26 protein-coding genes are annotated in these 24,735 nt (G+C 59.1%); 15 read left to right on the top strand and 11 right to left on the bottom strand.

The window, feature by feature from the left end; genetic code table 11:
* Nucleotides 1-316 precede the first annotated feature (316 nt).
* A complete protein-coding gene (locus C7U61_RS05585) occupies nt 317-1,615 on the top strand; it encodes a divalent metal cation transporter (protein ID WP_245410750.1) in 1,299 nt (432 codons plus the stop codon).
* Between the two features lie 133 nt (nt 1,616-1,748).
* On the opposite strand, the gene C7U61_RS05580 is transcribed toward C7U61_RS05585, so the two are convergent.
* The gene (locus C7U61_RS05580) at nt 1,749-1,952 is read right to left on the bottom strand and encodes a cold-shock protein (protein ID WP_047631453.1); all 204 of its coding nucleotides are present in this window, start codon (nt 1,950-1,952) and stop codon (nt 1,749-1,751) included.
* Nucleotides 1,953-2,275: 323 nt separating this feature from the next.
* Here C7U61_RS05580 and C7U61_RS05575 point away from each other — a divergent pair, with 323 nt between their 5' ends.
* Nucleotides 2,276-2,647, top strand: coding sequence for a hypothetical protein (locus C7U61_RS05575; RefSeq protein WP_245410749.1), 372 nt, complete (start codon nt 2,276-2,278; stop codon nt 2,645-2,647).
* Nucleotides 2,648-2,661: 14 nt separating this feature from the next.
* On the opposite strand, the gene C7U61_RS05570 is transcribed toward C7U61_RS05575, so the two are convergent.
* The 3 genes from C7U61_RS05570 to C7U61_RS19350 all read right to left on the bottom strand — a co-directional run bounded on the left by C7U61_RS05570 (nt 2,662) and on the right by C7U61_RS19350 (nt 4,335).
* Entirely contained in the window at nt 2,662-3,627 is a 966-nt protein-coding gene (locus C7U61_RS05570; RefSeq protein WP_106997164.1) for a DUF72 domain-containing protein, read from the bottom strand.
* Between the two features lie 63 nt (nt 3,628-3,690).
* Nucleotides 3,691-3,900 carry a hypothetical protein gene (locus C7U61_RS05565; RefSeq protein WP_106997163.1) on the bottom strand — a complete coding sequence of 70 codons (210 nt, stop codon included), beginning with the start codon at nt 3,898-3,900 and terminating at the stop codon, nt 3,691-3,693.
* Between the two features lie 111 nt (nt 3,901-4,011).
* Nucleotides 4,012-4,335 carry a hypothetical protein gene (locus tag C7U61_RS19350; RefSeq protein WP_112423048.1) on the bottom strand — a complete coding sequence of 108 codons (324 nt, stop codon included), beginning with the start codon at nt 4,333-4,335 and terminating at the stop codon, nt 4,012-4,014.
* A gap of 166 nt (nt 4,336-4,501) precedes the next feature.
* On the opposite strand from C7U61_RS19350, the gene C7U61_RS05560 reads away from it, so the two are divergent.
* From C7U61_RS05560 to C7U61_RS05545, 4 genes are all read left to right on the top strand, one after another.
* Complete coding sequence (locus tag C7U61_RS05560) at nt 4,502-5,059, top strand: NADH-quinone oxidoreductase subunit B (RefSeq protein WP_106997162.1); 558 nt, start codon at nt 4,502-4,504, stop codon at nt 5,057-5,059.
* A 262-nt stretch (nt 5,060-5,321) separates the two neighbouring features.
* A complete protein-coding gene (locus tag C7U61_RS05555) occupies nt 5,322-5,879 on the top strand; it encodes a sigma-70 family RNA polymerase sigma factor (protein ID WP_348627036.1) in 558 nt (185 codons plus the stop codon).
* 222 nt (nt 5,880-6,101) lie between these two features.
* Nucleotides 6,102-6,371 carry a DUF982 domain-containing protein gene (locus C7U61_RS05550; protein WP_106997160.1) on the top strand — a complete coding sequence of 90 codons (270 nt, stop codon included), beginning with the start codon at nt 6,102-6,104 and terminating at the stop codon, nt 6,369-6,371.
* A gap of 2 nt (nt 6,372-6,373) precedes the next feature.
* Nucleotides 6,374-6,571 carry a hypothetical protein gene (locus tag C7U61_RS05545; RefSeq protein ID WP_106997159.1) on the top strand — a complete coding sequence of 66 codons (198 nt, stop codon included), beginning with the start codon at nt 6,374-6,376 and terminating at the stop codon, nt 6,569-6,571.
* A 33-nt stretch (nt 6,572-6,604) separates the two neighbouring features.
* On the opposite strand, the gene C7U61_RS05540 is transcribed toward C7U61_RS05545, so the two are convergent.
* The gene (locus tag C7U61_RS05540; RefSeq protein WP_106997158.1) at nt 6,605-6,958 is read right to left on the bottom strand and encodes a hypothetical protein; all 354 of its coding nucleotides are present in this window, start codon (nt 6,956-6,958) and stop codon (nt 6,605-6,607) included.
* Nucleotides 6,959-7,103: 145 nt separating this feature from the next.
* Here C7U61_RS05540 and C7U61_RS05535 point away from each other — a divergent pair, with 145 nt between their 5' ends.
* From C7U61_RS05535 to C7U61_RS05520, 4 genes are all read left to right on the top strand, one after another.
* Entirely contained in the window at nt 7,104-7,748 is a 645-nt protein-coding gene (locus C7U61_RS05535) for a UdgX family uracil-DNA binding protein (protein WP_106997157.1), read from the top strand.
* A 65-nt stretch (nt 7,749-7,813) separates the two neighbouring features.
* Complete coding sequence (locus C7U61_RS05530) at nt 7,814-8,959, top strand: HlyD family secretion protein (RefSeq protein ID WP_106997156.1); 1,146 nt, start codon at nt 7,814-7,816, stop codon at nt 8,957-8,959.
* 1 nt (nt 8,960) lies between these two features.
* The gene (locus C7U61_RS05525) at nt 8,961-10,568 is read left to right on the top strand and encodes a DHA2 family efflux MFS transporter permease subunit (protein WP_106997155.1); all 1,608 of its coding nucleotides are present in this window, start codon (nt 8,961-8,963) and stop codon (nt 10,566-10,568) included.
* Nucleotides 10,569-10,643: 75 nt separating this feature from the next.
* A complete protein-coding gene (locus C7U61_RS05520) occupies nt 10,644-11,450 on the top strand; it encodes a Ku protein (RefSeq protein WP_106997154.1) in 807 nt (268 codons plus the stop codon).
* A 36-nt stretch (nt 11,451-11,486) separates the two neighbouring features.
* On the opposite strand, the gene ligD is transcribed toward C7U61_RS05520, so the two are convergent.
* Nucleotides 11,487-14,063, bottom strand: coding sequence for a DNA ligase D (gene ligD / locus C7U61_RS05515; protein ID WP_106997153.1), 2,577 nt, complete (start codon nt 14,061-14,063; stop codon nt 11,487-11,489).
* 2 nt (nt 14,064-14,065) lie between these two features.
* A complete protein-coding gene (locus C7U61_RS05510; RefSeq protein WP_106997152.1) occupies nt 14,066-14,941 on the bottom strand; it encodes a Ku protein in 876 nt (291 codons plus the stop codon).
* Between the two features lie 300 nt (nt 14,942-15,241).
* On the opposite strand from C7U61_RS05510, the gene C7U61_RS05505 reads away from it, so the two are divergent.
* From C7U61_RS05505 to C7U61_RS19715, 3 genes are all read left to right on the top strand, one after another.
* Nucleotides 15,242-15,859 carry a DUF47 family protein gene (locus C7U61_RS05505; RefSeq protein WP_106997151.1) on the top strand — a complete coding sequence of 206 codons (618 nt, stop codon included), beginning with the start codon at nt 15,242-15,244 and terminating at the stop codon, nt 15,857-15,859.
* The gene (locus tag C7U61_RS05500; RefSeq protein WP_106997150.1) at nt 15,859-16,863 is read left to right on the top strand and encodes an inorganic phosphate transporter; all 1,005 of its coding nucleotides are present in this window, start codon (nt 15,859-15,861) and stop codon (nt 16,861-16,863) included. The genes C7U61_RS05505 and C7U61_RS05500 overlap by 1 nt, the downstream gene beginning before the upstream one ends.
* A gap of 174 nt (nt 16,864-17,037) precedes the next feature.
* Nucleotides 17,038-17,166 (top strand): hypothetical protein, encoded by a 129-nt coding sequence (locus C7U61_RS19715; RefSeq protein ID WP_280952753.1) that lies wholly within the window; start codon nt 17,038-17,040, stop codon nt 17,164-17,166.
* Nucleotides 17,167-17,264: 98 nt separating this feature from the next.
* Here the strand turns inward: C7U61_RS19715 and C7U61_RS05495 are convergent, their stop codons facing one another.
* Nucleotides 17,265-18,716, bottom strand: coding sequence for an MFS transporter (locus C7U61_RS05495; protein ID WP_181315801.1), 1,452 nt, complete (start codon nt 18,714-18,716; stop codon nt 17,265-17,267).
* A 113-nt stretch (nt 18,717-18,829) separates the two neighbouring features.
* Here C7U61_RS05495 and C7U61_RS05490 point away from each other — a divergent pair, with 113 nt between their 5' ends.
* A complete protein-coding gene (locus tag C7U61_RS05490) occupies nt 18,830-19,705 on the top strand; it encodes a helix-turn-helix transcriptional regulator (RefSeq protein ID WP_106997148.1) in 876 nt (291 codons plus the stop codon).
* Between the two features lie 174 nt (nt 19,706-19,879).
* Here the strand turns inward: C7U61_RS05490 and dinB are convergent, their stop codons facing one another.
* Nucleotides 19,880-20,977 (bottom strand): DNA polymerase IV, encoded by a 1,098-nt coding sequence (gene dinB / locus C7U61_RS05485; RefSeq protein ID WP_106997217.1) that lies wholly within the window; start codon nt 20,975-20,977, stop codon nt 19,880-19,882.
* A gap of 382 nt (nt 20,978-21,359) precedes the next feature.
* Here dinB and C7U61_RS05480 point away from each other — a divergent pair, with 382 nt between their 5' ends.
* Entirely contained in the window at nt 21,360-21,683 is a 324-nt protein-coding gene (locus tag C7U61_RS05480) for a hypothetical protein (RefSeq protein ID WP_106997147.1), read from the top strand.
* Nucleotides 21,684-21,695: 12 nt separating this feature from the next.
* On the opposite strand, the gene C7U61_RS05475 is transcribed toward C7U61_RS05480, so the two are convergent.
* Both C7U61_RS05475 and C7U61_RS05470 read right to left on the bottom strand, forming a co-directional pair.
* Nucleotides 21,696-22,256, bottom strand: a complete 561-nt coding sequence (locus C7U61_RS05475) for a GNAT family N-acetyltransferase (RefSeq protein ID WP_106997146.1) — start codon at nt 22,254-22,256, stop codon at nt 21,696-21,698.
* Nucleotides 22,257-22,278: 22 nt separating this feature from the next.
* Complete coding sequence (locus C7U61_RS05470) at nt 22,279-24,636, bottom strand: Orn/Lys/Arg decarboxylase N-terminal domain-containing protein (RefSeq protein WP_106997145.1); 2,358 nt, start codon at nt 24,634-24,636, stop codon at nt 22,279-22,281.
* Between the last annotated feature and the right edge of the window lie 99 nt (nt 24,637-24,735).

Raw genomic sequence — 24,735 nt, 5'->3', positions numbered from 1 at the left:
CTGCGCCTGAGCGAAAAGGATGCCGTTTCCATCCGGCGCGGCGATCGCGATGTCTGCCTATGCAAAATCTGTAACCGGCTTGCCGAGCGTGTGCACCAAGCGGTTCGCGCAGCCGAAGAGGGCTGAGGGCAGGGCGTCCGGAATTGCGTGAAAACAAAGATAGAGCGGTTTAGAGTTTCATCATCCCGCGGCGACTAAAACTCGGCAAACTCCATTCCGGCAATCTGCTTCTTGGGAACAAAACGCCTGCAAACGCGATTCATTCGCACCGGCAGCAATGATGATGCGCGGTGCCGGTTTCTGCTGGGAGGCGGTCATGAGCGAGTATCAGATGGATGACAAAAGCGAGGTTGTCGAACCGTCAAAGCCGAGGATATTTGAAATCCTGGGGCCTGGTCTGGTCACCGGCGCCTCGGACGACGATCCCAGCGGTATCGCGACCTATTCGCAGGCCGGAGCACAATTCGGTTACATCGCAAGTTGGACCCTGCTCCTGACCTATCCGCTGATGACTGCCGTGCAGATGATCAGCGCGCGCATCGGCCGGACCACGGGACGAGGTCTGGCGGGCAGCATGGCGAAGTGTTATCCCCCATGGGTGGGGATAAGCGTCACTTTTCCGCTCCTGATTGCCAATGTCATCAATCTCGGCGCCGATCTCGGTGCGATGGGTGATGCCGCACATTTGCTGCTGAGCGGCAGTTCGTTGATTTACGTTGCGGCCTTCGGCATCATTTGCATCCTTCTGCAGGTCCTTCTCAAATACAAACGTTATGTTGCCGTTCTGAAATGGCTGAGCTTGGCGCTTTTGTCCTACATCGCGACCCTGTTCGTGGTGCATATCGATTGGTCTGCCTTCACCCGCGGGCTGCTGCTGCCGACCTTCAAGGCTGATCCGAATTACTGGTCCATGATCGTCGCGATCTTCGGAACGACGATCAGCCCCTATCTGTTTTTCTGGCAGGCGTCCCAGGAGGCCGAAGACCTGAAGGAGAAGCCTGAGCAGGAACCACTCGTGAAACACCCTCAGGAAGCGAAAAGGGCGGACACTCGCATCACGCTGGATACCCTCATCGGCATGGCCGCATCCAACATTGTCGCGCTCGCGATCATCATGACGACAGCAGCCACGCTTAACAAGGCCGGCGCGACGAGTATCGAAAGTTCCGTCGATGCAGCGAAGGCGATCGAGCCGCTGGCCGGACAGTTTGCCAAGGTCGTTTTTGCCACAGGGATCATCGGAACAGGCCTTCTCGCTGTGCCCGTTCTCGCCGGGTCGGCCGCATATGCCGTCGGGGAGGCAGCGCGATGGAAAGTCGGGCTGTCGCGCGAGCCGAGCGAGGCAAAGGCTTTCTATACGACGGTGAGCCTGGCGACGGTGGTGGGCATGCTGCTGAATTTTACGCCCATCCCGCCGATGAAGGCCCTGTTCTGGAGCGCCGTCATCAACGGTGTCGTCGCAGTTCCCGTTATGGTGATCCTGATGTTGATCGCCACCAATCGCGACGTCATGAAGCAGTTTGTTATCCGAGGTTGGCTGAAAGCGCTTGGCTGGATTGCCTGTGCCACAATGTTAGCGGCCGTGATCGGCATGGCCGTAACCGCTTTTTTGTGAGGGCGATCGGGCGACGCAAATCGCCGTCTCGGCTGAAGATGGATTGGGCGGGTCGTCGGCAGGCACCTGCATGGATTCCTGTGGCGACCGAGTGCACTACCCGAGATGCCGGGTAGTGACAGGTTTATAATCGTCAGAGCGGTCTGACGTTTTCCGCCTTGCTCTTGCCTGTCTTCCGATCCTGGCCGAGATCGTAGGAAACGGACTGTCCCTCCCGAAGCACGTTGCCATATTGCAGGGCGGAGACGTGAACGAAAACATCAGGTCCGCCGCTTTCCGGCGTGATAAAGCCGAAGCCCTTGTCTGTGTTGAAAAACTTAACCGTGCCAGTTGGCATGACATCCCCATTTCTTTGCGTTTGATTGCCGCGGCAACCTAGCGGGCAACCGCCGTCAGATCAAGCAGATCTGCTGCAGCTACTTGCAAATGCCTCTGATCAGACCGCCGATCCAGCCTCACGCTGAATTAGGCTGAAGATTTCTTATGCGTCCAATCGCCCGGCTTGGCCGCGCGGCCTAAAGCAATTCCAGGAAAAGGGCCCAGCGGTTTTCCCGGAATTACGTGAAACAAAGAGCCGGAGCGGTTCAGAGATTCCGTGAAAAGCTGACCCCTCTAATTCCCATTCGGGTGGGGAACCAAGGCGGAGGAGGACGGTTTGGATTGTCACGGATCGGCCGGGTGCATGCGGACGAAATGCGTGGCCTTCTTGGAATGGCAAGGCATTGCCCGGCCCGAGAGGCCATCGAGGTCAGGAGGTGTAACGTGGAAATCTATCACCGATATCGCGAGAACGCCGTCGCGCCGGGTTCTATCGCCGTCAAGTTCTATCATTCCGGCGATCAGATCCGGGGATTCCTGCGCGAGGTCACGCCGCCCGGAGACGATGATACCATCTTTCCAGGTGAAGAGATGGAGCCCCACGCCGCTTTCCGGGCGGCCCGCAACAAAATGTCCGGTGACGTTATGCGGCCCATTTACGTCGAATTGTCGGAAGGCGTGAATTGGAATCCGGCATGGGGTCAGCTCGAATAAATGGGCTCAGTTGATTACGCAAGCCGGTGATGTGGCCCGGACTTCGGGATGTCGCGCCGGCGAGGCCGCAGCTTCGTGGCAGGCGCAGGACTCTCCTTTTGTGAGGCGAGTCCGAGACGCTCGTTTAACCGCCGCGCGTCGGCTGGCGCCCGTACCTTCGCATCATTGTCGAAATAGACGTAGACGTCGCGGCCAGGCTGTGGCTGTTTCAGCGGCTCCACGACACGGTTGGCCCTGGTCGGTTCGCGTCCGTGCGCCCAGTCGTCGATGCGTTCTGCCCAGACCTCCAGAGCCTCGTCGTCATATCCGCTGACATATAGCTCCTCCGAGCCGTGCAGGCGGCAATAGAAGAAATCTGCCGTGACATCCATGAGCAATGGCCATTCCACGGTATCTGCGCAGACGAGCCCGATCTGGTGTTCCCTCAAGAGTTCGATGAAGTCCGCGTTCACGAAGCTCTCGTTGCGAATTTCGAAGGCATGGCGGAGGGGTATCTTTTCTCCCGCCCGCAGCCAATCGCGGCCGTTCACCCGCTCGTCATGCCGCCTGGCCAGATGCGCGGCTTCATCTGTATCTTTCGGCAGCATTTTTATGAAAGCGGAAAATAGCGCCGGGTCGAAGCGCAGTCGTGGGGGGAATTGCCATAGGATGGGGCCGAGTTTTGCTCCCAGGCGCAGCACGCCGGATGCCATGAAATTGGCAAGCGGCACCTCGACATCGCGAAGCCGGCGCAGATGGGTTATGTAGCGGGAACCTTTGATCGCGAAGACGAAATCATCCGGCGTCGCATCCCGCCACCGCGCAAAAGTCTCGGGAGTTTGAAGGCTATAGAAAGTGCCATTGATTTCGATAGATGGGAATTGCGAGGAGGCGTAAGCGAGTTCGCCTTTCTGCGGCACGCCCTTCGGGTAGAAAACACCCCGCCAGGGAGCGTAAGTCCAGCCTGAAATACCGATGCGGATAGTTCCAGTTCTTTTCATGTTCCTGCTGCGCTCGCCTGCCGCGTAAGGGGCGATATAGAAAAGTCCAATGCCGGTCGATCCTTACGTGACGTTGATCGAAGGCAGGAACGACATGACTTCGCTGCGCCGCTTAGGCGGGAGGCTCTCGATCTCCTTTTTCCAGAAGGCTTCCGCTTCGAGGGGATCGGCCTCCCAGCTGTTTGTCGATAGGATGTTGTCATCCATCACCAGCAGTCTTTTGCCGCCAAGCCTCAGATATTCCTCGGCAAGCTCTTGAGCACTGTTCATCATGATTCTGCTCCTCGAATGATCCGCCTGCCGCCGGCGATCCACCTTGTGAATGCCGGTGACAAGCGGAGTTCGTGAAATTCAGATAGTGTTTTCACGTTTCATCAGCCGCCGTCACTGCGGGCAATTGCTGCTCGATGTGCTATCGCTCGACTGGCTGCTGCTTTGTGTATCAGTACCTTGCGCGGTATTCTTGCCGGTTTTCATGGCGTTGCAATCTTGCGACTGACCATTGGAATTCGGAGTACCAGTGGTTCCGGTCGTATTGCTCCCACCTCCATTTCCGCTGGGGGTCGCTCCGTTCTGCGAGTTGGCGCCAGCGCCGCTGCCGCTGCTTGAACCACTCGTGCCGGCTGCGCCGGAGCCCGATTGCTGCGCCATGGCTGCCGTCGCCATGCCGATCGAAAGGGCACATACTGCGATCATTTTCGTCAACATTGGTATTTCCTCTCTTTGACTTTGCCGCCTTCAAACTGGAAAACCGCAATGTTTGTTTCCGCATTTCTGGATTTTTCCTCTGTTGGGGCGGATCGGCTGCAATTGCCACAATGCCGGGAACAAGCCGTCCGTATGAAAGTTGAGCTCTTTTTTCGGAGACCCGATCATGTCTTCCTTTAAGGATCGTCCTATCATCGGCGACTTTCAGCAGCCCGGCGAGGCTCCGAGCGGCGATCCGTTTCTGGGCTGGATCGATAGCGAGCTCGCCGATAAGGGCTTCCTCGTCACCAGTACGGACGAACTCGTCACCTGGGCTCGCACCGGCTCCTTGATGTGGATGACCTTCGGGCTTGCCTGCTGCGCCATCGAGATGATGCAGATGTCGATGCCGCGCTACGATGTGGAACGCATCGGTGCCGCACCGCGGGGCAGTCCGAGGCAATCGGATCTGATGATTGTTGCAGGCACCCTTTGCAACAAGATGGCGCCGGCTCTGCGCAAGGTCTACGACCAGATGCCCGAACCGCGTTACGTCATTTCGATGGGATCATGCGCCAATGGCGGTGGCTATTACCATTATTCCTATTCGGTGGTGCGCGGATGCGATCGGATCATTCCAATCGATATCTATGTGCCTGGATGTCCGCCCACTGCGGAGGCCCTGCTGTACGGCGTTCTGCTTCTTCAGCGCAAGATTCGGCGCAACGGAACGATCGAACGATAGCAAGAATAAGCCTCTTTCGTTCCCTCCCGATCGTCGGGTTTCGACATGCCGCAATTATTTGGATTCTCATGGAACAAGCTTCAGGTGCAACCGTTCCCTTGGAAGATGCGAGGAGCATCTCGAACGCTCCGAAGCATCCTGAATATGAATCACCGCGCATAGCGAACAGCAAATCCGCACAAATCATCAGGGTCGTTTTATTGAAAACGCACTTCTGAGTGTGCCTACGTGCGTTGCGTTCGGCAGCAGCCGAGTCCCGGCATTGCGAGCCAATGCCGCGGGATACGCTATGCGCCGTTTCCCAGGGAGAAGGCTTGTGAGCGATATGTACCGAACGGCCGGTCTGCAAGATGAAATCGTTGAGCTTATTCCGGCTCTTCGCGCCTTTGCGCGTAGCTTTCACAGAAATGCCAATGACGCCGATGATCTGGTCCAGGAAACCTTGGCGAAAGCGCTGGCCAATCTCGATCAATTCGATCAAGGCACCAGGTTGAAGTCCTGGCTGTTCACGATCATGCGCAATACGTTCTGCACCAAATTCCGCATTACCAGGCGCGAAGCTCCCGGCGCCAACAAATGCGTTTCCGGCGACGGAGTGGCGCAGCCGTCACAGGAATGGACTATCCGGGCAAAAGAGCTTGAGGAGGCATGCAATCTGTTACCGGAGCATTATCGCTCCGTGCTCCAATACGTCGTCATCGAAGGGCGTTCCTACGATGCCGCCGCGGAAAGATTCGGTTGCGCGATCGGTACGGTGAAAAGCCGGATCAACCGAGCTCGCCAGCAATTGGCGGCGCGCCTCGGCGAAGACACTCATTGACGATCTCCTCATCCCAAGATCCTGCCTCCACCAGACTTCCGCTTGGTGCAGATCGCCATGTCGCCGCGAATGCCCGTCAGATGGAGGTTTCCGACCTAACGGAGAGCCCTCTGGAAAGCTGCTCTGTATCGGAGGATTTCAGGAACAAATGCCGATATTCAGTGTTCGATCCTGCGGGAGGCGGACATCCAGAAGATGTAGAGAGAGGCAGGAGAGGATTGGATGTACGATGTCATTGATGTGGAATTCACGACGCTCTGGACCAAGCCAGTTCGTCTTGCAGCCGGTAGCCCAGACGATCGGATGATCCGTGGGCCCGAAGAGGCAATCCATTTCCTGGCGAGACGATGGCCGTGCGAAAGAAGCTCCGCTTACGTCGATGCGAAGGCGAAATGCGCTGCAGCCGTCTTGCACAGGGTTCCGCTCGAAGCATCAAGGACTGCGTTCGTGACTGCCTGCCTCGATGCACGCCTTGTATTGGAGCAGGTATAGCCATGAAAATCGGCAGCGAGGACAGGAATTCCGAAGAGGACGCCTATGAGCTCGGCAGAAGGGCCTTCACGAAAGGGGCGAGCAGCGACAACAATCCGTTTCCGCAGGGCGATCGTCGGTGCGATGACTGGGCGCATGGTTTTATGGATGCCCAGAAGATTCGCAGCGATCAGCATCGCCCGGGCCACTCGCCGAACTGATCAAGCGGTGATCGCCAAGAGCGGAGAACAGATTCAGCGCCCGCTTTCCCGTTCGTTGATATCGATCTGACCTTTTTCCGCCAGGATCGGCAGGGCGATATTGTGTTGCGCCTCGTTCATCTCCTGGACCGTGACCAGCGTTCCTCCCTGTTCCAGCGCCGCCGCATAGGCTGTGCGCTGTTCTTCATGAAAGAAGATGCCCGTCAATGCGTCGAGAAAGCCCATATGATCCATCGGCGATGTGTCGGGCCGATTGCCGGGCGTCATGGTGATCGCGTCCTTCGGTATGCCGGCCTCCGTCAGTTCCTGGACCGCAGCTTCCGCATCATATTCATCGGCGAAGAAAGCGCTGAGCGCGAGGGAGCCGGGTTCGCTTTGACTGCTCATGAGGATTTCTCCTTTTGGATGTTCTATCGTTCTAACGAATGCCGGTAGCGCGGGTTCCCCGCCGCGGCAGGACGCCGCGCGAATGGAACAAACAGAAGGGCGGTTAGTTGATCGTTGGAGAATCTGGAACCATTGCGAGCCTCCAATGCTCGAGAGATTTGCTTCGGCCGGCGCAGGCCCTTCACTAGCGTATGAACATGCAGACGCAGAGACACTCGACGAACTGCACGACGATGCGCAATCATGCCGACGCTGCGACCTCTATCGCAACGCCACTCATCTTGTATTCGGCGAGGGACCTCGTACCGCCGAAATCGTACTCGTCGGCGAGCAGCCCGGCGACAAGGAGGATCAGGCTGCGCGGCCTTTCGTCGGGCCGGCGGGTCGCCTGCTGGATCAATGCCTTGATGAGGCGGGCGTGGATCGCGACCGCTGCTATGTCACCAACGCCGTCAAGCATTTCAAATATCGGATGCGCGGCAAGAAGCGTCTGCACGCGAGGCCGAATGCCGGCGAGATACAACGTTGCGCCTGGTGGCTTGGCGCGGAACTTGAGCTGCTGAAGCCGAAGCTGGTCGTCGCACTCGGCGCAACCGCAGTATCCTCCTTGCTCGGGACGAAGGTGAAGGTCATGCGTGATCGCGGACATATCCTGCATTCGCCCGCGAAGCTCGATGTTCTCGTTACCATCCATCCATCGGCCCTGTTGCGGATCAGAGAGGCCGACGAGAGGGAAAGAAACCGGGCCGCCTTCATCCATGATCTAAAAAAGATCGCGCGCTTTCTATAGCGCTGACCACCTTTTCATTGAACCGTCGAAGTCAGATTGAGCAGGACAGAAGCAAAGGTCATGTCATGGCTGACAATCAATCCACAACCTTGGAAACCAGGCCGGACCGGCCAGCACAGCAGGCTTCAGATGAAATCGAACGTCCGAAGGAGGCTCCGCAGGAAACAAAGCGTCCCTCCTTCGTTCGCCGTCATCCCTTCTGGATCCTGCTGGGTGTGGTCGCTCTCCTGGTTCTCATTGCCGCCGCATGGTTTGGCTGGAAAGTATATTTCTATCCCTACGAGACAACGGACGATGCCTTCGTCGACGCCCGCAGCTTCTCCGTTGCCGCCAAGGTCTCCGGCTATGTTTCCGAAGTGCCGGTGACCGACAACCAGCATGTCAAGGCCGGTGATGTCATCCTGCGGATCGAGCCTCGGGACTACCAGATCGCACTGGACCAGGCGAACGCGCAGGTAGAGGTCGCCAAGGCCTCCGTCGATAGCGCAAGCGCGCAGATCGAGGCGGCTGCCGCTTCCGTCGATGTGGCAAGGGCACAGTTGAACTCGGCCAATGCGGCCCTGCAATATGCACAGCAGGAGGCCAATCGCCAGCAGCAGCTCGTCAAATCCGGATCGGGTAGCGTACAGGCGGTACAGCAGGCAACGTCGACCTTGCAGCAGGATCAGGCAAGCCTTGCCCAGATGCAGGCGAACGTAGCGTCCGCGTTGAAGAACAAGGCCGTGGCCGAGGCGCAGAAATCGAGCGCGCTGGCAAGCCTCAAGCAGGCGCAGGCACAGGCGGAGGAAGCCCAGCAAAATCTCAACTATACGACGATAACCGCTGCGCAGCCCGGTCGCGTCGTTCGCCTCACCGGCGCAAAGGGCCAGTTCATCGATGCCGGTCAGGCGATCGCCACTTTCGTCCCCGATGAGGTCTGGATCACTGCGAATTTCAAGGAAACCCAGCTGACCGACATGCGTCCCGGCCAGCCGGTGGATGTGACGATCGACGCCTATCCGGATCATGCGCTGCATGGCAAGGTGGCCTCGGTACAGCCGGGCTCCGGCACCGCCTTTTCGCTTCTGCCGGCGGAGAACGCGACAGGCAACTACGTGAAGGTCACGCAGCGCGTCCCCGTCAAGATCGTGGTTGACAAATGGCCCGCCGATGTCCCCATCGGCCCCGGCATGTCCGTCGTGCCGACGGTCACGGTTAGACCGAGGAACTGAGATGAGCGGCGCAGCAACGGCAAACGGTGGCGCGGCTTCATCCGAGCGCGCCACGAATCCTTGGCTCATCGCCATCGTCGTGTCGCTCGCGACCTTCATGGAGGTACTGGATACCACGATCGCCAACGTGGCGCTGCGGTACATTTCCGGCGGCCTTGCCGTCAGTTCCGACGAGGCCTCCTGGGTGGTAACGACGTATCTCGTCTCGAATGCCATCGTGCTCGTTGCCAGCAGCTACTTTGCGGAACGCTTCGGCCGTCGGCGATTTTATCTCCTGTGCCTCGCAACATTCACCATCGCTTCCATCCTGTGCGGGTTGTCCTGGAACCTCGAGGCGCTACTGATCTTTCGGATGATCCAGGGTTTTGCCGGCGGCGGCATGGTGCCGACCTCGCAGGCGATCCTGGCGGACGCCTTCCCGCCGGCAAAGCGCGGTCAGGCTTTTGCGCTCTTCGGTGTTGCCGTGGTCGTCGCGCCGGTTATCGGGCCGACCCTGGGCGGCTATCTCTCAGACAATCTTTCCTGGCACTGGTGTTTCCTTATCAACGGCCCTGTCGGCGTCTTTGCCTTCATCCTCGTTTATGCCCTGCTCACGGAAACGCCGAAGACGAAGAAAATGCGCGAGGAATTTCGGCGCAAGGGCGTGCGCTTCGACATTGTCGGCTTCCTGCTGGTTGCGACCTTTCTGGGTTCACTGGAGCTTACGCTCGACCGGGGCCAGACCGATGATTGGTTCGGTTCCAACTTCATCATCCTCATGGCGGCCATTTGTCTGCTGTCGTTTCTTCTTGCCATTCCCTGGGTACTGACGAAGGCTAATCCGATCATCGACGGCTGGCTGCTCGGAACGCGGCAATTTGGTTCCTGTTTCATCGTCATGATGGCGATCGGCGCGATCCTGATCGCAACGACACAGTTCATTCCGGAGGTCGTGCAGCAGAACTACGGATATACCGCAACATGGGCGGGGCTGGCATTGTCGCCGGGCGGACTTGTCACCATGGTGATGATGTTCGTTGCCGGACGCGTCAATTCCATTGTTCAACCGAAGTATCTGATCGCCATCGGTGCGGCTATCATTGCCGTATCCATGTGGCAATTGACCAAGCTTTATCCCGGACTGAACTTCGGTTTCTTCGTGTGGTCGCGCCTGTATATAGGACTGGGTTTGCCCCTGATCTTCATTCCGATCACCTCGGCCTCCTATTATGGCCTGAGGCCGGAGCAGACCAATCAGGCCTCCGCCATGATCAATGCTGCCCGTAACATCGGCGGTTCGATCGGCGTCTGCATTGCGTCGAATGTGCTTGCTCATCGCGAGCAGTGGCATCAGAGCCGGCTCGTCGAGCACATCACGCCGTCGTCACCCGCCTATCACGATGCGCTGCAGACCATGACGCGCTATTTTGCCGAGAAGGGAGCGACGATGGCGGACGCGAAGGCGCAGGCGATTGCCTGGATCGGCCAGCAGGTGCAGACCCAGGCGAGCTTTCTGGCCTATATCGATGTGTTCCATGTGTTGATGCTCATCGTGCTTTGCGCCATTCCACTCGCCTTGATCCTCCGCAATGTCGATCTCAAGGAGGGCGGCGGCGGTGGCATGCATTGACCCTCGGCCCTAATAACATCCCGTCAGGGAACCATGAAATGCCGGAGATCGTTCCCTGATATTGGAGGGAAAATCATGGCTGCGCGTTCTTTCTGGAAAGGCTATCTCAAACTGTCGCTGGTGACGTGCCCGGTCGCGATGGCCCCGGCGACAAGCGACAATGAGAAGGTTCGCTTCCACACGCTCAATAGAAAGACGGGCAATCGCATCGTCAGCCACTACGTCGATTCCGTCACGGGCAAGGCAGTGGATGAGGACGATGAAGTGAAGGGCTATGAGCGCGGCGAGAATGACTATGTCATCCTTGAGGACGAGGAGCTCGATGCGGTCGGGCTCGAAAGCACCCGGACCATCGATATCGAGATGTTCGTGCCGCGCGACAGCATCGAGTGGATCTGGTTCGATACGCCGCATTATCTGACGCCCGACGATGCTGTCGGCGAAGAGGCTTACTGCGTCATCCGCGATGCGATGGCCGCCAGCCGCATGGTCGGCATATCCAGGCTCGTGATGTATCGCCGCGAACGTGCCGTCATGCTGGAGCCCAGGGACAAGGGGATCGTCCTCTGGACCCTGCGGTTCGGCGACGAGGTGCGCGATGAACGGAACTATTTTGGAAATATCGGATCGGAAACCGTGGACGGCAAGCTGATGAAGCTCGTGGGCGAGCTGATAGATGAACGAACGAAACCATGGGATCCGGAGATGGTTTCGGACCCGGTTCAGGAAAAGCTGCTCGATATCATCGCTGCCAAGAAAAAAGGGCGCAAGCGCCCCGCCAAGGCAAAGGTGGAGGAGGCCCCCGCGCCAAGCAACGTCATCAGCATCATGGATGCCCTTCGCAAGAGCCTTTCGCAGGAAAAGGGTGCAAGGAAGCGGTAGCCACTTTCCGGCTTCCGCCAGGAAGAGGTTTGTTCGTTATGACTTACGCTTGACCTTCGCGGATGGCTGTTGCAAGGGTTCGGCGGCTTTGCGGAAGTCCGCCCAGGGGTCCGAATGCAGCGCGGCAAGCCGCGTCGGCACGTTGAGCACGGTGAAATAGTCCGGACCTATCGCGGGGCTCAACTCCTCCCAGGATAAAGGCATCGACACCGCCGCGCCCGGCCGGGCGCGGGTGGAATAAGGCGCGACGGCAGTCGAGCCCCGTTGATTTCTCAGATAATCGATCAGAATCTTGCCATGCCGTTTCGACTTGGTGATGGTGGAAACATAGCGATCGGGGCTGTCGGCAGCCATGGCATCGGCTATACCCTTGGTAAAGGCTTTGACGGCGGGCCATTCGGCCTTGGCAGCCAGCGGGCAGACGATGTGCAGCCCTTTTCCGCCCGATGTCTTCACGAAAGGCACGAGGCCCGTTTGCCTTAACCGTTCCGCCGTTTCTTCCGCGGCGGCGATGACCCTGCTCCAGGCGACGTCCGGACCCGGATCCAGGTCCATGATGATCATGTCCGGCCTTTCCCAATTGCCGATCATCGATCCCCAGGGGTGGATTTCGAGGACAGCCGCCTGCACGAGGCCGATCAGGCCGTTCAGGTCATCGATGCTGACATAAGGTTCTTCGTCTTGCGGATCTTTCGCCAAGGCGATGTTCCGGTTCATGCCCTTCCATGCATGCTTCTGGAAGAAATGCTGGCCGGCGATACCGTTGGGACAGCGCACGAGCGCGAGCGGCCGCCCCGCGACGAAAGGCCCCATATAGCGCCAGACCTCAGTATAATAATCCGCAAGTCCCGCCTTCGTAACGCCCTCTTCGGGCCAATAAAGGCGATCGCCATGGGTCAAGGATACGCTGGCTCGCGCAGGCTTCTCAGTCGAAGACTTCCTCGTGGATCGTGGTATTTCGCGAACGATGTCGAGCGGATTTTTGTCCTCTCTCAATCCGCGGAAGGAGGCGTGGCGCAAATGGCCGTCTGCCGTCCAGGCGCGGAATTCGACTTCCGCAACCAGTTCGGGCCGCACGAAGCGGACACCGCGATGTTCTTCCGCAGTCAGCTTGGTCGCGAAAGGATTTTCCTTCGCCTGCAGACGGCCTAACCTTTTGAAGAGCTGCTCGGCGACAATGTGCGTGTAACCCGTGCCGACGCGGCCGACATGTTCAAGTTTGCCGTCTTCATAGACACCGAGCACCAGCGAGCCGATGGCCTTTCGCGACGTTGTCGAAGGAACCCAGCCGCCGATCACAAATTCCTGCCGGGACGAGCATTTCGATTTGACCCAGGTCTTACCGCGGCCGGGGCGATATGGATCATTGGCGATCTTCGATACGATCCCTTCCAGGCTCAGCCTGCAGGCATGCGACAACAGCAAGTCGCCATTTTCATCAAAATGACTGCTGAAGCGAAGGATCCCGGTTTCGGACGGGATGATCTTCCGCAGCAATTCCTTGCGGGCGATCAGCGGCGAGGCCTTCAGGTCATAACCGTCGAGATAGAGGAGATCGAAAGCATAGAAGACGAAACGGTCGCTGCGGCCCTCGCTGAGATCCGCTTGCAGGGCGGAGAAATCGGAAGCGCCCGCCGCCGGCTCGACGACCAACTCGCCGTCGATGATTGCGGTGCCGACGGGGAGATCCCGGAAGGCGCCGACAATCTCCTTGCCGAACTTGTGGCTCCAGTCGAGGCCGCTGCGCGTCAGCAGCTTGACGCGGCCCGCCTCGATGCGGACCTCGAGCCGATAGCCGTCGAATTTGATTTCGTGAAGCCACCGAGCGCCTGAAGGTGGCTTGGATACCAACGTCGCCAAAGCGGGTTCGACGAAGGATGGCAGAGCGGCCTTGCGGGCGCTCTTCAGGGAAGATGGATCAACCGGTGTCGCGTCCGTTTGCGTTTGGGGTCCGCCGGCTTCCTCCTTGCCGGCATCGGCTTTCTTTCCGGCGGTCCTGCGACGGATCTTCCCGGTCTTCGAGGACCATCCCGGCTTTTCGTTCTCGACTTCGTCCATGATGCGTCCCGTTTTTGCCGATTCCGGCCGTTCATCGAGAATATCGGGAGCGCCTTCCGGGCGGGCCGTCTCGTCTTCGCCTTTGATCAGCAGCCAGTTTTCCCGTTTCTCGCGTGGCTTTCCCGCCATGCGGATCAGATGCCACCGACCGCCGAGTTTCTTTCCATGAAGCTCGAATTCGAGATGTCCCTTTGCAAGGCCCTTATGGGGGTCGCCGAGCGGCGTCCATGAACCTTTGTCCCAGACGATGACAGTCCCGCCGCCATATTCACCCTTGGGGATCGTGCCTTCGAACCCCCCGTACTCCAGCGGGTGATCTTCGGTCTGCACCGCCAGCCGTTTTTCGCCGGCTATCAGGCTTGGCCCCTTGGTCACGGCCCAGCTCTTCAAAACGCCGTCCAATTCGAGGCGAAAATCGTAATGGAGCCGGCGCGCATCGTGCTTCTGGATGACGTAGCTGTTGCCGGATACTGCGATCTTTTTCTTGCCGGTTCGCCCTCGCGGCTCGGCTGTCTTGCTGAAGTCGCGTTTGCGGTTATACGTCTCCAGCGCCATTCTCAGCTCGCCTTGCGTTGCGGCCGCGACGAAGATTTTGCCGCCTTGCGGGAGGCCGCGCCCGATTTTCTGGCAGGTTGCCTCGCGCCGGCCTTATCTTGGCCACCCATGCCCGCGCTCTGGCGCAGAGCCTCCATGAGATCGGTCACCTTGGCGACCTTCGCCGGCTGGCGCTGCGGAATCTTCTTGCCCTCGATCTTGGCCTTTACCAGCTCTGCAAGCGCGGCCTCATAGCGATCGTCGAATTCGCTCGGATCGAATTTGCCTTTTTTGGTGGTAATGATGTGCTTGGCGAGATCGAGCATTTCGCCCTCGATTTTCATATCGGGCACATCTTCGAAGGCTTCTTTTGCCGAGCGAACCTCATAGTCGAAATTCAATACTGTCGCGATCAGCCCTTTGCCGTGAGCACGGATCATGACGGTCCGCAGGCGGCGAAACAGCACGGTTTGGGCAATAGCGGCAACCTGCTTCTTGCGCATTCCTTCACGTATCAGTGCGAAGGCCTCTTCGCTCGCAGAAGTGGAAGGGGCGAGATAATATGGCCGATCGAAATAGACGTCATCGATATCGCCGCATGCCATAAAGGCCTTGATCTGCAAGACCTTGTCGCTTTCCGGCACCGCTGCGGCAATTTCCTCGGGTTCAAGGACGATGTAATCGTCCTTGTTGAGTTCGTAGCCTTTGACCTGATCCTCGCGCGGCACCGGCTTTCCAGTCACGCCATCCATGAACTCCCGGCGAACGCGATTGCCGGTTGCGCGGTTCAGCGTGTGAAAGGAAATCCGCTCGGAAGTGGAAACTGCCGTATAGAGCGCAACTGCGCAACCGACCTCTCCGAACTTCAAATATCCTTTCCATTGCGCACGCGCACTCATCGGCGAACTCCATCTCGACGGGAGTCAAACGACATCCAGTGGTCATTGTTCCCTGTTGTCCTTGTTCTTGTTGAGGAAGCTGGCTTGAGTGCATGACGATTCCTTTGGGTCCGCTCTCCACCGCCCTTGCGCCGGGTGAAGGCCCGAACGACCCCTACACAGGCGTTCCAATCCTCGTGACGCCGTCGGAGCGGGCGGTTTCGCGGACACGTTGGCTTTTCATGTCGGCCTCCATCATTTATGACGGATTTATGACAACGCACGTTCGGAGCACCGAGAGTGAACTGGTTCCGTAAACTGATGCCCCGGGAAGATCGCTTTTTCGATTTGTTCGGCCGGCATTCCCGTACAATTGTCAGCGCCGCAGAAGCGCTGAACGAACTGCTGGGCGGCAAAGACACCGAGCAGCACTGCAAACGCATCGTCGAACTCGAGAACGAGGCCGATAATATCACGCGCGAAGTTCTGCTTGCCGTTCGGCGCAGTTTCATCACGCCTTTTGATCGTGGCGACATCAAGGATCTCATCATGTCGATGGACGATGCGATCGACATGATGCACAAGACGGTCAAGACAATCCGCCTGTTCGAGCAGAATAGCTTCGATCCCGGCATGCAGGAGATGGGCGGCGCGATCGTTCAGGCGGCAAAACTGGTGGCCGATGCAATTCCGCTTCTCGATCGCATGGGCGCCAATTCCTCCCGCCTCAGCGCGCTCACGGAAGAAATCGTTGGTGTCGAAGAGCGTTCCGACGAATTGCACGATCAGGGGCTGAAGGATCTCTTTCGCCGGCATGGCGCAACGAACCCCATGGGCTATATCATCGGCAGCGAGATCTATGGTGAGTTGGAGAAGGTCGTCGACCGGTTCGAAGATGTCGCCAATGAAATCAGCGGCATTGTGATCGAGAACGTCTGATGGAGGCCACGCTCGCTTTTCCGCTGCTGGCGGGTCTCATTGCGGTGGCATTGTTCTTCGACTTTTTGAACGGACTGCACGATGCTGCCAATTCCATTGCCACCATCGTCTCGACACGGGTTCTGCGGCCGCAATATGCCGTGCTATGGGCTGCATTCTTCAATTTTATCGCCTTCCTTTTCTTCGGGCTTCACGTTGCCGAAACCCTCGGCACCGGCATTATCGATCCCAACATCGTCACGCCGCAGGTCATCTTCGCCGCCCTGATGGGGGCGATTGTCTGGAACATCGTGACCTGGGTTTTCGGCATTCCATCAAGTTCATCCCATGCGCTGGTCGGCGGCCTTGTCGGCGCGGGCCTGGCTAAAATCGGCATGGGTGCCATTGTCTGGTCGGGCTTGCTGAAGACAGCCGGCGCCATCGTCATGTCTCCTCTGCTGGGCTTCATTCTCGCACTTTTCCTGGTGCTGTGCGTGACTTGGATATTCGTTCGCCAGACGCCCTTCGCCGTCGACAGCACCTTCCGCGTACTGCAATTCGTCTCCGCCTCCCTCTATTCCCTTGGTCATGGCGGAAACGACGCTCAGAAGACGATGGGAATCATCGCCGTTCTGCTCTATTCCCAGGGTCATACCGGAGCGCAGTTCCATGTACCCCTTTGGGTCGTATTGTCCTGTCAGTCGGCGATGGCGCTCGGGACGCTGTTTGGCGGCTGGCGGATCGTGCATACGATGGGTTCGAAGATCACCAGGCTCAATCCAATGCAGGGTTTCTGTGCCGAGACGGGCGGTGCTTTGACGCTGTTTGCCGCGACATGGCTCGGCATCCCGGTCTCAACCACCCATACGATCACGGGCGCTATCATCGGCGTCGGCGCAGCGCGGCGCGTCTCCGCGGTGCGCTGGGGATTGGCGGGTAATATTGTCATCGCTTGGGTAATAACCCTTCCGGCCGCGGCTGCCATCTCGGCGCTCGCCTATTGGATGACGAATTGGGCCGGATAGAATCGTGACTTCGGATTGAGGGCACGCCAGGTACGAATATTCTATAAACTAGTAGAAAAAGAACGACCTGTCTTTCTGAGCCGGAAGGTCACGTTAGCATTCTGTTCTGATCCGATGATGGAAACCATAGGACGCCGATAAGCCGACCGAGGAAGCAGGTTGCCGGCAGGCGCAATGAATGATCTCGATCTGGTCGGACAGGATCTGGGTGTCAGGAAGGCAGGAAGTCTTCCCTATCTGGGGCCGGCCGGCGGCGTTGCCATCGTCCTGATCGCCAATCGGGTCTTCCAGCTGCCGGCGTAGCCGCATCCGGTGGAAGACGAGGTTCATGCCTGCAAGTCCGGTCTGTCACCAGGCCGGACATGCTATTGATCAACCGATTGTTGAAGGTAACCGTCCGATCATTCGGGCGCGACGATGAGGGTGTCGTCGATCTCGGCGTCTTCAGATCGGCTGCGCTGCCGTGCCAATCGCAGAAGCGTGGCCACCAGCAGGATGGCCATCAGCCCGAGTTCGACGGCGATCGCTGTTACCCCGGCGGAGAGATAGGCGCTGGAATATTGCAGTACCTGGGCAAAGACCGCCCCCAGGATCGCCGGCCCGAGACCCAGCGACACTTGTTGCATGGTCGCGAGCATGGCGCTGCCGGCGCCGGCATGTTCATGCGGCACGTCCGCCAGCCCCAGCCGGTAGAAGCTGTTGACGATGAGCGCCTGGCCGAAGCCGATCAGCACGGTGGATGGAATGAGGTTGATGACGCCGGGTTGCGGCCAGACCGTTTCGAGCGTCACGATGAGCAGCGCAAGCCCTGTCATCTGGATCATGCAGCCCATCGCCAGTATGAGCTCGCGGCGTATGCTTGCAAGGCGAGGTGTCACAAAAGCGGCCGAGACGAAATAGGAGCCGCCGAGCGCAATCAAGGCATTGCCTGATTGCAGCGGTGTCAGCCCGGCGCCCGCCTGCAAGGTAAGAGCGAAGACGAACATGAAGCCGCTCCAGCAGGTGAAGAAGAGTATGGCGATCAGCCCTCCGAAGCGCATGCTGGAGATGCGTGTGAGCGAAGGCGGCAGGATCGGGAAGGCGCCGCGCGCCTCCTTGCCGCGTTCGATGCGCCAAAGAAGCGCCACCAGCGGCAGGATCGGCACGAAGCCGAGCAGGCAAAGCCAGTTCCAGTGGAGCGATGGGCCGAGCGCGGTCGGCAGCAGGACCGATAAAGTCAGAAGCGCCAGCGTGATCATGCCCGACCAGTCGACCGGAACCCTGCCTTGGCCACGCGTTTCTGGAACATGCCGCCACACGCTGAGCAGGATCAGGATGCAGACCGGCAGATTGATGAGGAAGATGCTGCGCCAGCCGGAGCCGGCAATATCGGCCGAGATGAGGAAGCCGCCAAGAACCTGGCCGACGATGAAGGCGATGCCGCCGATCGCGCTATAGAGCGAGACGGCGCGGGCGTGATCGCGCCCCGTCAGGCTGACATGGATGGTCGCCAGCACCTGCGGCACCATGAGTGCAGCCGCAATTCCCTGCAGAGCGCGCGCAACGATGAGGAAGGTGACTGAAGTCGCCACCCCGCATAGAAGGGAGGCGAGGCAGAACAATAGGACGGCCAGGCCAAACATGCGCCTGCGGCCGAAATTGTCGCCCATGCGCGCACCCATTGCCAGGCAGACGGCAAAGGCGACGCCATAGGCGGCGACGAAAAGTTCAAGTTCGGTCTCGCCGGCATGCAGCGAGGCGGAAATGGCGGCGAGGCCGACATTGATGATGGAGAAATCGAGCTGCAGCAGCAATTGGCCGGCCAGCAGGATCAGCAGGCCGAACTGGCCGAGCCGGATTGGTGCGGATGACATGGGGGACCTCAAAGTATTTCCAAAACTGAGTCCACAGCGTTCTACACTCATGTTAAACTGGTACAAGATACCTGTTTAGACTGGTATAAGAAGTGTCAGGCTGGAGAAGGAAAATGCACGGAACGCTCGATATGGTTCCCAATCAGGTGCTTTCGCGGGCACAGGAACTCGGCGAGATGTTGCGAAGACGGCGGGAAACCCTCGATCCGCAAAGATTGGGACTTGGTCGGGCAGGGCGGATTCGTACACCCGGATTGCGGCGGGAGGAAGTGGCGTCGCGAGCCGATATCGGCATTACCTGGTACACCAAGCTGGAGCAGGGTCGCCCGATCCGCGTGTCGCCGCGCGTGCTGCTCTCGGTCGCGCATGCTTTGGAATTCAACGACGTCGAGACGGAGCACCTGTTCAGATTGGCCAATCTGCCGGTCCCGCCCCGGCTCGAAAATCCGCGCGCCTGCGAGCCGCTGACCGAAGCCAGCCAGCGCATTCTCGATCATCTCTGTCCCTATCCCGCTCTTATACAGACGAAGCGCTACAATATACGAGGCTTCAACGAGGCCTATCGCCGCCTCGTCGGCGTCGATCTCGATGCCATTCCACCCGAGGACCGGAACTGCATCTATCTATCCCTCGTCAATCCTGCCTGGCGCGCAAGCCAGGCCGATCCCGACGAGATGCTGGCCAATATGGCAGCGCTGTTTCGTGCCTCCATGGCTGAGCATCTCGATGATCCAAGCTGGGAGCGGCAATTGGAACGCTATATGAGCGCTTCCGATCAGTTCCGGATCGTATGGGATCGCTATCAACTCAAAGGCATCGAGAATACCGTCAAGCGTTTCCGGCTGGCGGATGGCACGATCCTGCCGCTGCAATCCAACAATTGGTGGGCAAGACCCAGCAATGAGGACCGCATGATCGTCTACACGCCCGTCGACGAAGCCGGGGCGGAAAAGCTGAACGCGATGATGAAGCGGAGGAGGGCTTCCTGAGCGGTAGTGCTGGCAGATCGTGAAAGGAGGAACCCCATGCATGGCCAGTGCCGGCCTCGTCTCCTTCTTCCCGTGGGGGAGAAGGAGTTTCCCACGCCGATCCGGCTCATACGCGATTGCCCTGCTCGACCAAGGGGAGCGCCGAGTATATCCCCGATGGCGGATCAGCCCCCTTCAGATGCCGAGATCGAGCTGAGGCTGTGATCTCCCAGTATCGGCCTCTTCGTTCGTCAAAGACGAAAGCGTAATGCCGAGCAGCCGGATCGGTCGCGTGAACGGATGGACGGTGGCCAGAAGCCCCGACGCTGTCTCAAGAACGGCGCCGACGCCGACGACCGGCAAGGAGCTTGTCCGACTGCGCGTCGCCTGGGTGAAGTCCGAATATTTGATCTTCACGGTCACCGTCTTGGCGCTGAAGCCGCCTGTTTCGCAGTAGCGCCAAACCTTCTGCGCAAGTGGCTGGAGCTCCGCCGTCGCCCGCGCGAGATCGTCGATATCTACGGCGAACGTATCTTCCGCCCCGATGGATTTGCGGATCCGATCCGGTTTTACCGGGCGCTCGTCGATGCCACGGGCAATACCGTAGAAATAGGGACCCGCTTTTCCGAAATGCTCCTGGAGGAAGGCGAGCGATTTCGATTTCAGATCCAGCCCGGTTTCGATCCCGTATTTATGCATCCGCTCGGCGGTTGCCGGCCCGACGCCATGGAATTTCTTGACGGGAAGCATTTCGACGAAGGCCGGCCCGTTCTTCGGCGTGATGACAGCCTGGCCATTGGGCTTGTTGAGGTCGCTCGCCATCTTGGCGAGGAACTTGTTGTAGGAAATGCCGGCAGAGGCGTTGAGACCGGTGACCTGCTTGATCTTGGTCCGGATCTCCAGCGCGATCTCGGTGGCGATTTCCATACCCTTGAGGTTCCGGGTGACGTCGAGATAGGCTTCGTCAAGCGACAGCGGCTCGATCATCGAAGTATATTCGGCAAAGATCTCACGGATCTGCTGCGACACCGCCCTGTAGACGTCGAAGCGCGGCGGCACGAAAATCAGGTCGGGGCATTTCCGCTTCGCCGTGACCGAAGGCATCGCCGAATGAACGCCGAAGGCGCGGGCCTCGTAGCTTGCTGCCGCCACGACGCCGCGCGCCGCCGACCCGCCGACCGCAAGCGGCTTGCCGCGCAGCTCCGGATTGTCCCGCTGCTCGACCGATGCATAGAATGCATCCATATCGACATGGATGATCTTTCTGACCGGGTTCGAGCTCGTGTCGTTCATGGCGATTTCGGTCATCACGCTGCAGGTTCAGCATGGGCCTTTCGATTGTGGGCTGAAACAAATACAGAACATATCATTCCCGATGACGATATCAAACCGGCTCCCTTGCCGGGCCCGGGAGACGCGGGCAAATCGCTGTGGAACAGTCATCCGCAAGTGCCACCTTGAGATGTCTTCGAGGCTTCTTATCTCTTGTCCATCCCCCAATACGGAGCCTTAAGATGTGCCAAATCGCAACCGAACCCCTTTCCGACCTGCTGATGGAGATCCTTCCACCCGAACGCGATGAGGAATCGCGATCGGATGGAACTGCGTGCCTGTGCTGTCGAAGGCTGCGATCGGCGAGGAAGATGGATGAGGACGGCTGCGGCATATGTGACGAATGCCTGGCGCCATGACGGACGACGCGCCGCAGCTGCCGCCCGTCGAATTGTCGGATTTCGAACATGCGCTTGCGAAGCTGGCTGGCGGCTATTCGGAGGGGCGTGTTCAAAATCGCCCCTGGGGCGTGACGGTCAAACGATCGGCTGACGGGAAACGGATCTGGCTTTATGGCGAGGAGCTTGGCGGCACCGATGTCGTCAGCTTCAATCTCTATGTGCTCTCCGGAGCAAGCCTCGCCCTCAAGCCTTGCGAAATGTCTTCGTCCAAGGTCGTCGATTTCGTCCTGGGCTTCAGACCGGTTCAAGCCAAGCAGCCGGTATAAGCCTGCTCTGCTTCAGCGGGTGGAGAGCGGCGGCGGAGGCGGCTGCGTCGTGGAGCCGGGACCAAGCGAACGCTGGACCATCACGGTATCGGCCCAGCGGCCGTAGCGATAGGCAACGGCCGGCAGCAGGCCAACGCGAACGAAGCCGAAGCGCTCGTGCAAGGCCAGCGACGCGGCGTTGTCGGCGTCGATATAGCCGATCATCTGCCGGAAACCGGCCGCGGCGCAGGCGTCGATCAGCCCGCGCATCAGCAGGCTCCCGACGCCCTGACCCACATGGTCGTGATGAACATAGATCGAATGCTTAACGGTGTAGCGATAGGCCGGGCGCTTGCGGAACAGCACCACATAGGCATAGCCGACCACCTTCTCACCATCGATCGCAACGACATGCGGGAAGCGTTTGTCCTTCAAATTCTTGCGCCGTTCGCGCAGATCGTCCGGCTGCGGGGTGTCGCTATCATCAACCCCGGCTTCGACACCGCGGTGAATATGGCGGCGATAGATCGCCAGCATGGCATCCACATCGCTCTCCCGGGAGGGGCGAACGACGATTGCTTTATCCTGCTTCATGTCCGAACCTGAATTTCCAAGCCTATTCCGCGACGACGTAGGTATAGAGCCGGATCTTTCCGGATGCATCGACTTCGCGATAGAGCCCCTGGATTTCCACCTCGAAGCCGGGGAAGGTGTTGAAACAGGTTTCGAACATCTTGAGATAGTCGATCATCGGTTTTGCTCTTTCCGTCAGGCGCTCGCCCGGCACGATGGTTGCGATCCCCGGCGGATAGACGACGAAGGGTGTGGTTGCGATGCGGCCGGCAATGGCGTCTATCGGCAGATAGTCGACATCGTTGCGCACCAGGCAGCGCGCAGCATCGTGCGGCGACATGGCGATCGGCGGCAAGTGTTCGGCGGAAAACTGTTTCGTCTGCAGGGCGCTGACATCGGCCTGGCGGAAGAAATTGTGCATCTCAGCGCAGAGATCGCGCAGGCGCACGCCGGCATAGCGGCTCGGACGGCGGCGATAGAATTCCGGAATTGCTTCTTCTACCAGCGCATTATCGTCATGAAGCTTCTTGAAGGCGACGAGACCGCTGATCAGCGTGCCGGCCTTGCTGGCTTCGACACCCGGAGTGAGGAGGAAAAGCAGCGAATTGAGGTCGTTCTTTTCCGCAACGATACGGTTTTCGCGCAGGTATTGCGCGACGACGGGCGCCGGTATGCCGTGTTCGGTATATTTCCCCGTCCGGCGATCGAAGCCCGGCGTGAGCAAGGTAAGCTTGTTGGGGTCCGTCATGGCGAAACCCGGCTCCATGCCGGAAAAGCCATGCCATGCCGCATCGGGCGTCAGATGCCAGAAGGCGGGATTGGTGGCGAGCTGGTCGGTGGCGACGCTTTCCCATGGCACGTCGTGCACAGCGCCGGGGCTCGCCACATCCGGGATCGCCACCCGATCCGGCACGAAGGGCTCGAAGAACCAGCGGCGCTCCGCGCGATGTTCCTTCTCCTCGAATTCGCGGCGCACGGCGCGGATCTTCTTGCGCAGCTCGATGCCGAGGCGGATCGTATCGTCCCAGAGCACTTCGCCAGAGCGTCCCTTCATCATCTGCGCGCCGACGTCGAGCGAGGCGAAGAGCGGGTAGAAGGGCGAGGTCGAGGCGTGCTGCATGAAGCTTTCGTTGAAGCGACGGTGCTCCACGCGGCGCTTCTGGCCGGTAATGTGCCGGTCCTTCATGTGAATCTGCGAGGCCTGCGAGAAGCTCGCCAGCTGCTTGTGGGTGGATTGGGTGGCGAGGATGCCCGGCGCATCAGGGCCGAGGTCCGAAAGACCCATGGCAAAGCGCCCGGCATACAGCGGGTGAAATTTCATGAAGCCCGCCCACGCCTCGTCGAAGAGGATGTAGTCGCAGAGAGGGCCGATGCGCTTGAGGATCATCTCGGCATTGTGGATGGTGCCGTCATAGGTGCATTGCTCGACGACCGCGACGCGGAACGGCCGAGGTTTCTTGTAAGCCTCCGGATCCTTCACCAGCGGATGGGTGCGGATACGCTCGCGCAGCGCGTCCTCGTCCATTTCAGTGAAATCCATGGGACCGATCAGGCCATAGAGATTGCGTCTGGTCGGCAGATAGATCGGAATGCCGCCCGAGATCATCAGGGCGCCGTGATGGGCGGCCTTGTGGTTATTGCGGTCGAACAGCACCAGATCACCATCGGTGACGAGCGCCGAAAGCGCGACCTTGTTTGACGTGGAGGTGCCGTTCAGAACGAAATAGGTCTTTTCGGCCCCAAAGATCTTGGCGGCTTCCTTCTGCGCGGCAAGCGCGGGCCCCTCATGGGTCAAGAGGTCGCCCAGATCGAGCACGGAATTGTCGAGATCGTCGCGGAAGACCGCTTCGCCCAGATGCTCCATGAAGACCCGGCCGATGGGGCTGCGGCTATAGAATATGCCGCCATTGTGCCCCGGGCAGGTCCAGAGATGATTGCCCTCCTCGGCATAATCGACCAGCGCGCCAAAGAACGGCGTCTTCAGCGTCTCGGCATATTGCTTGAGGCGGCTGATGAGGCTTTTGGCGATGAAGGCAGGCGTTTCTTCCGACAGGAAGACGTAGCCGTCGATGAAATCGAGGACTTCGACGGGCACATCCTCGAAGCGCTTGCGGCGGATGAGCAGGATGATGGGGAATTCGAGGCCGCGCCGGCGCATGAGGTTGATGAGAGCAGCAGTTTTGCCTTCGAGCCCCTTCTTGCCCCAATCGACCAGCATGCAGCCGATCGCGGCATCGGTCTGCACGGCGATCTCGGCGTCTTCGAGATTGCGCGCCCGCACCACCTCGAAACCGGAGCGTTCGATCTCCTCGACGATCTGATTGTAGCGGGCGCCTTCCAGATCCTCATTGTCGAAGGTTGGCGTTGCGAACAGAAAGTTGAAACGTCTGAAATAATCCATATCGATACCCGCTCCTGATTTGGCATGAGGTGTCGACGCATTTCATGACATGGATGTGACAGAATAGAGGACGTCCGAAACACGGCCGATGGGCATCGC

The sequence above is a fragment of the Rhizobium sp. JAB6 genome (genome assembly GCF_003024605.1).
GTDB lineage: Bacteria > Pseudomonadota > Alphaproteobacteria > Rhizobiales > Rhizobiaceae > Rhizobium.
Note: the sequence above shows the minus strand (reverse complement) of the source record. Positions and strands in the feature narration are given on the sequence as shown.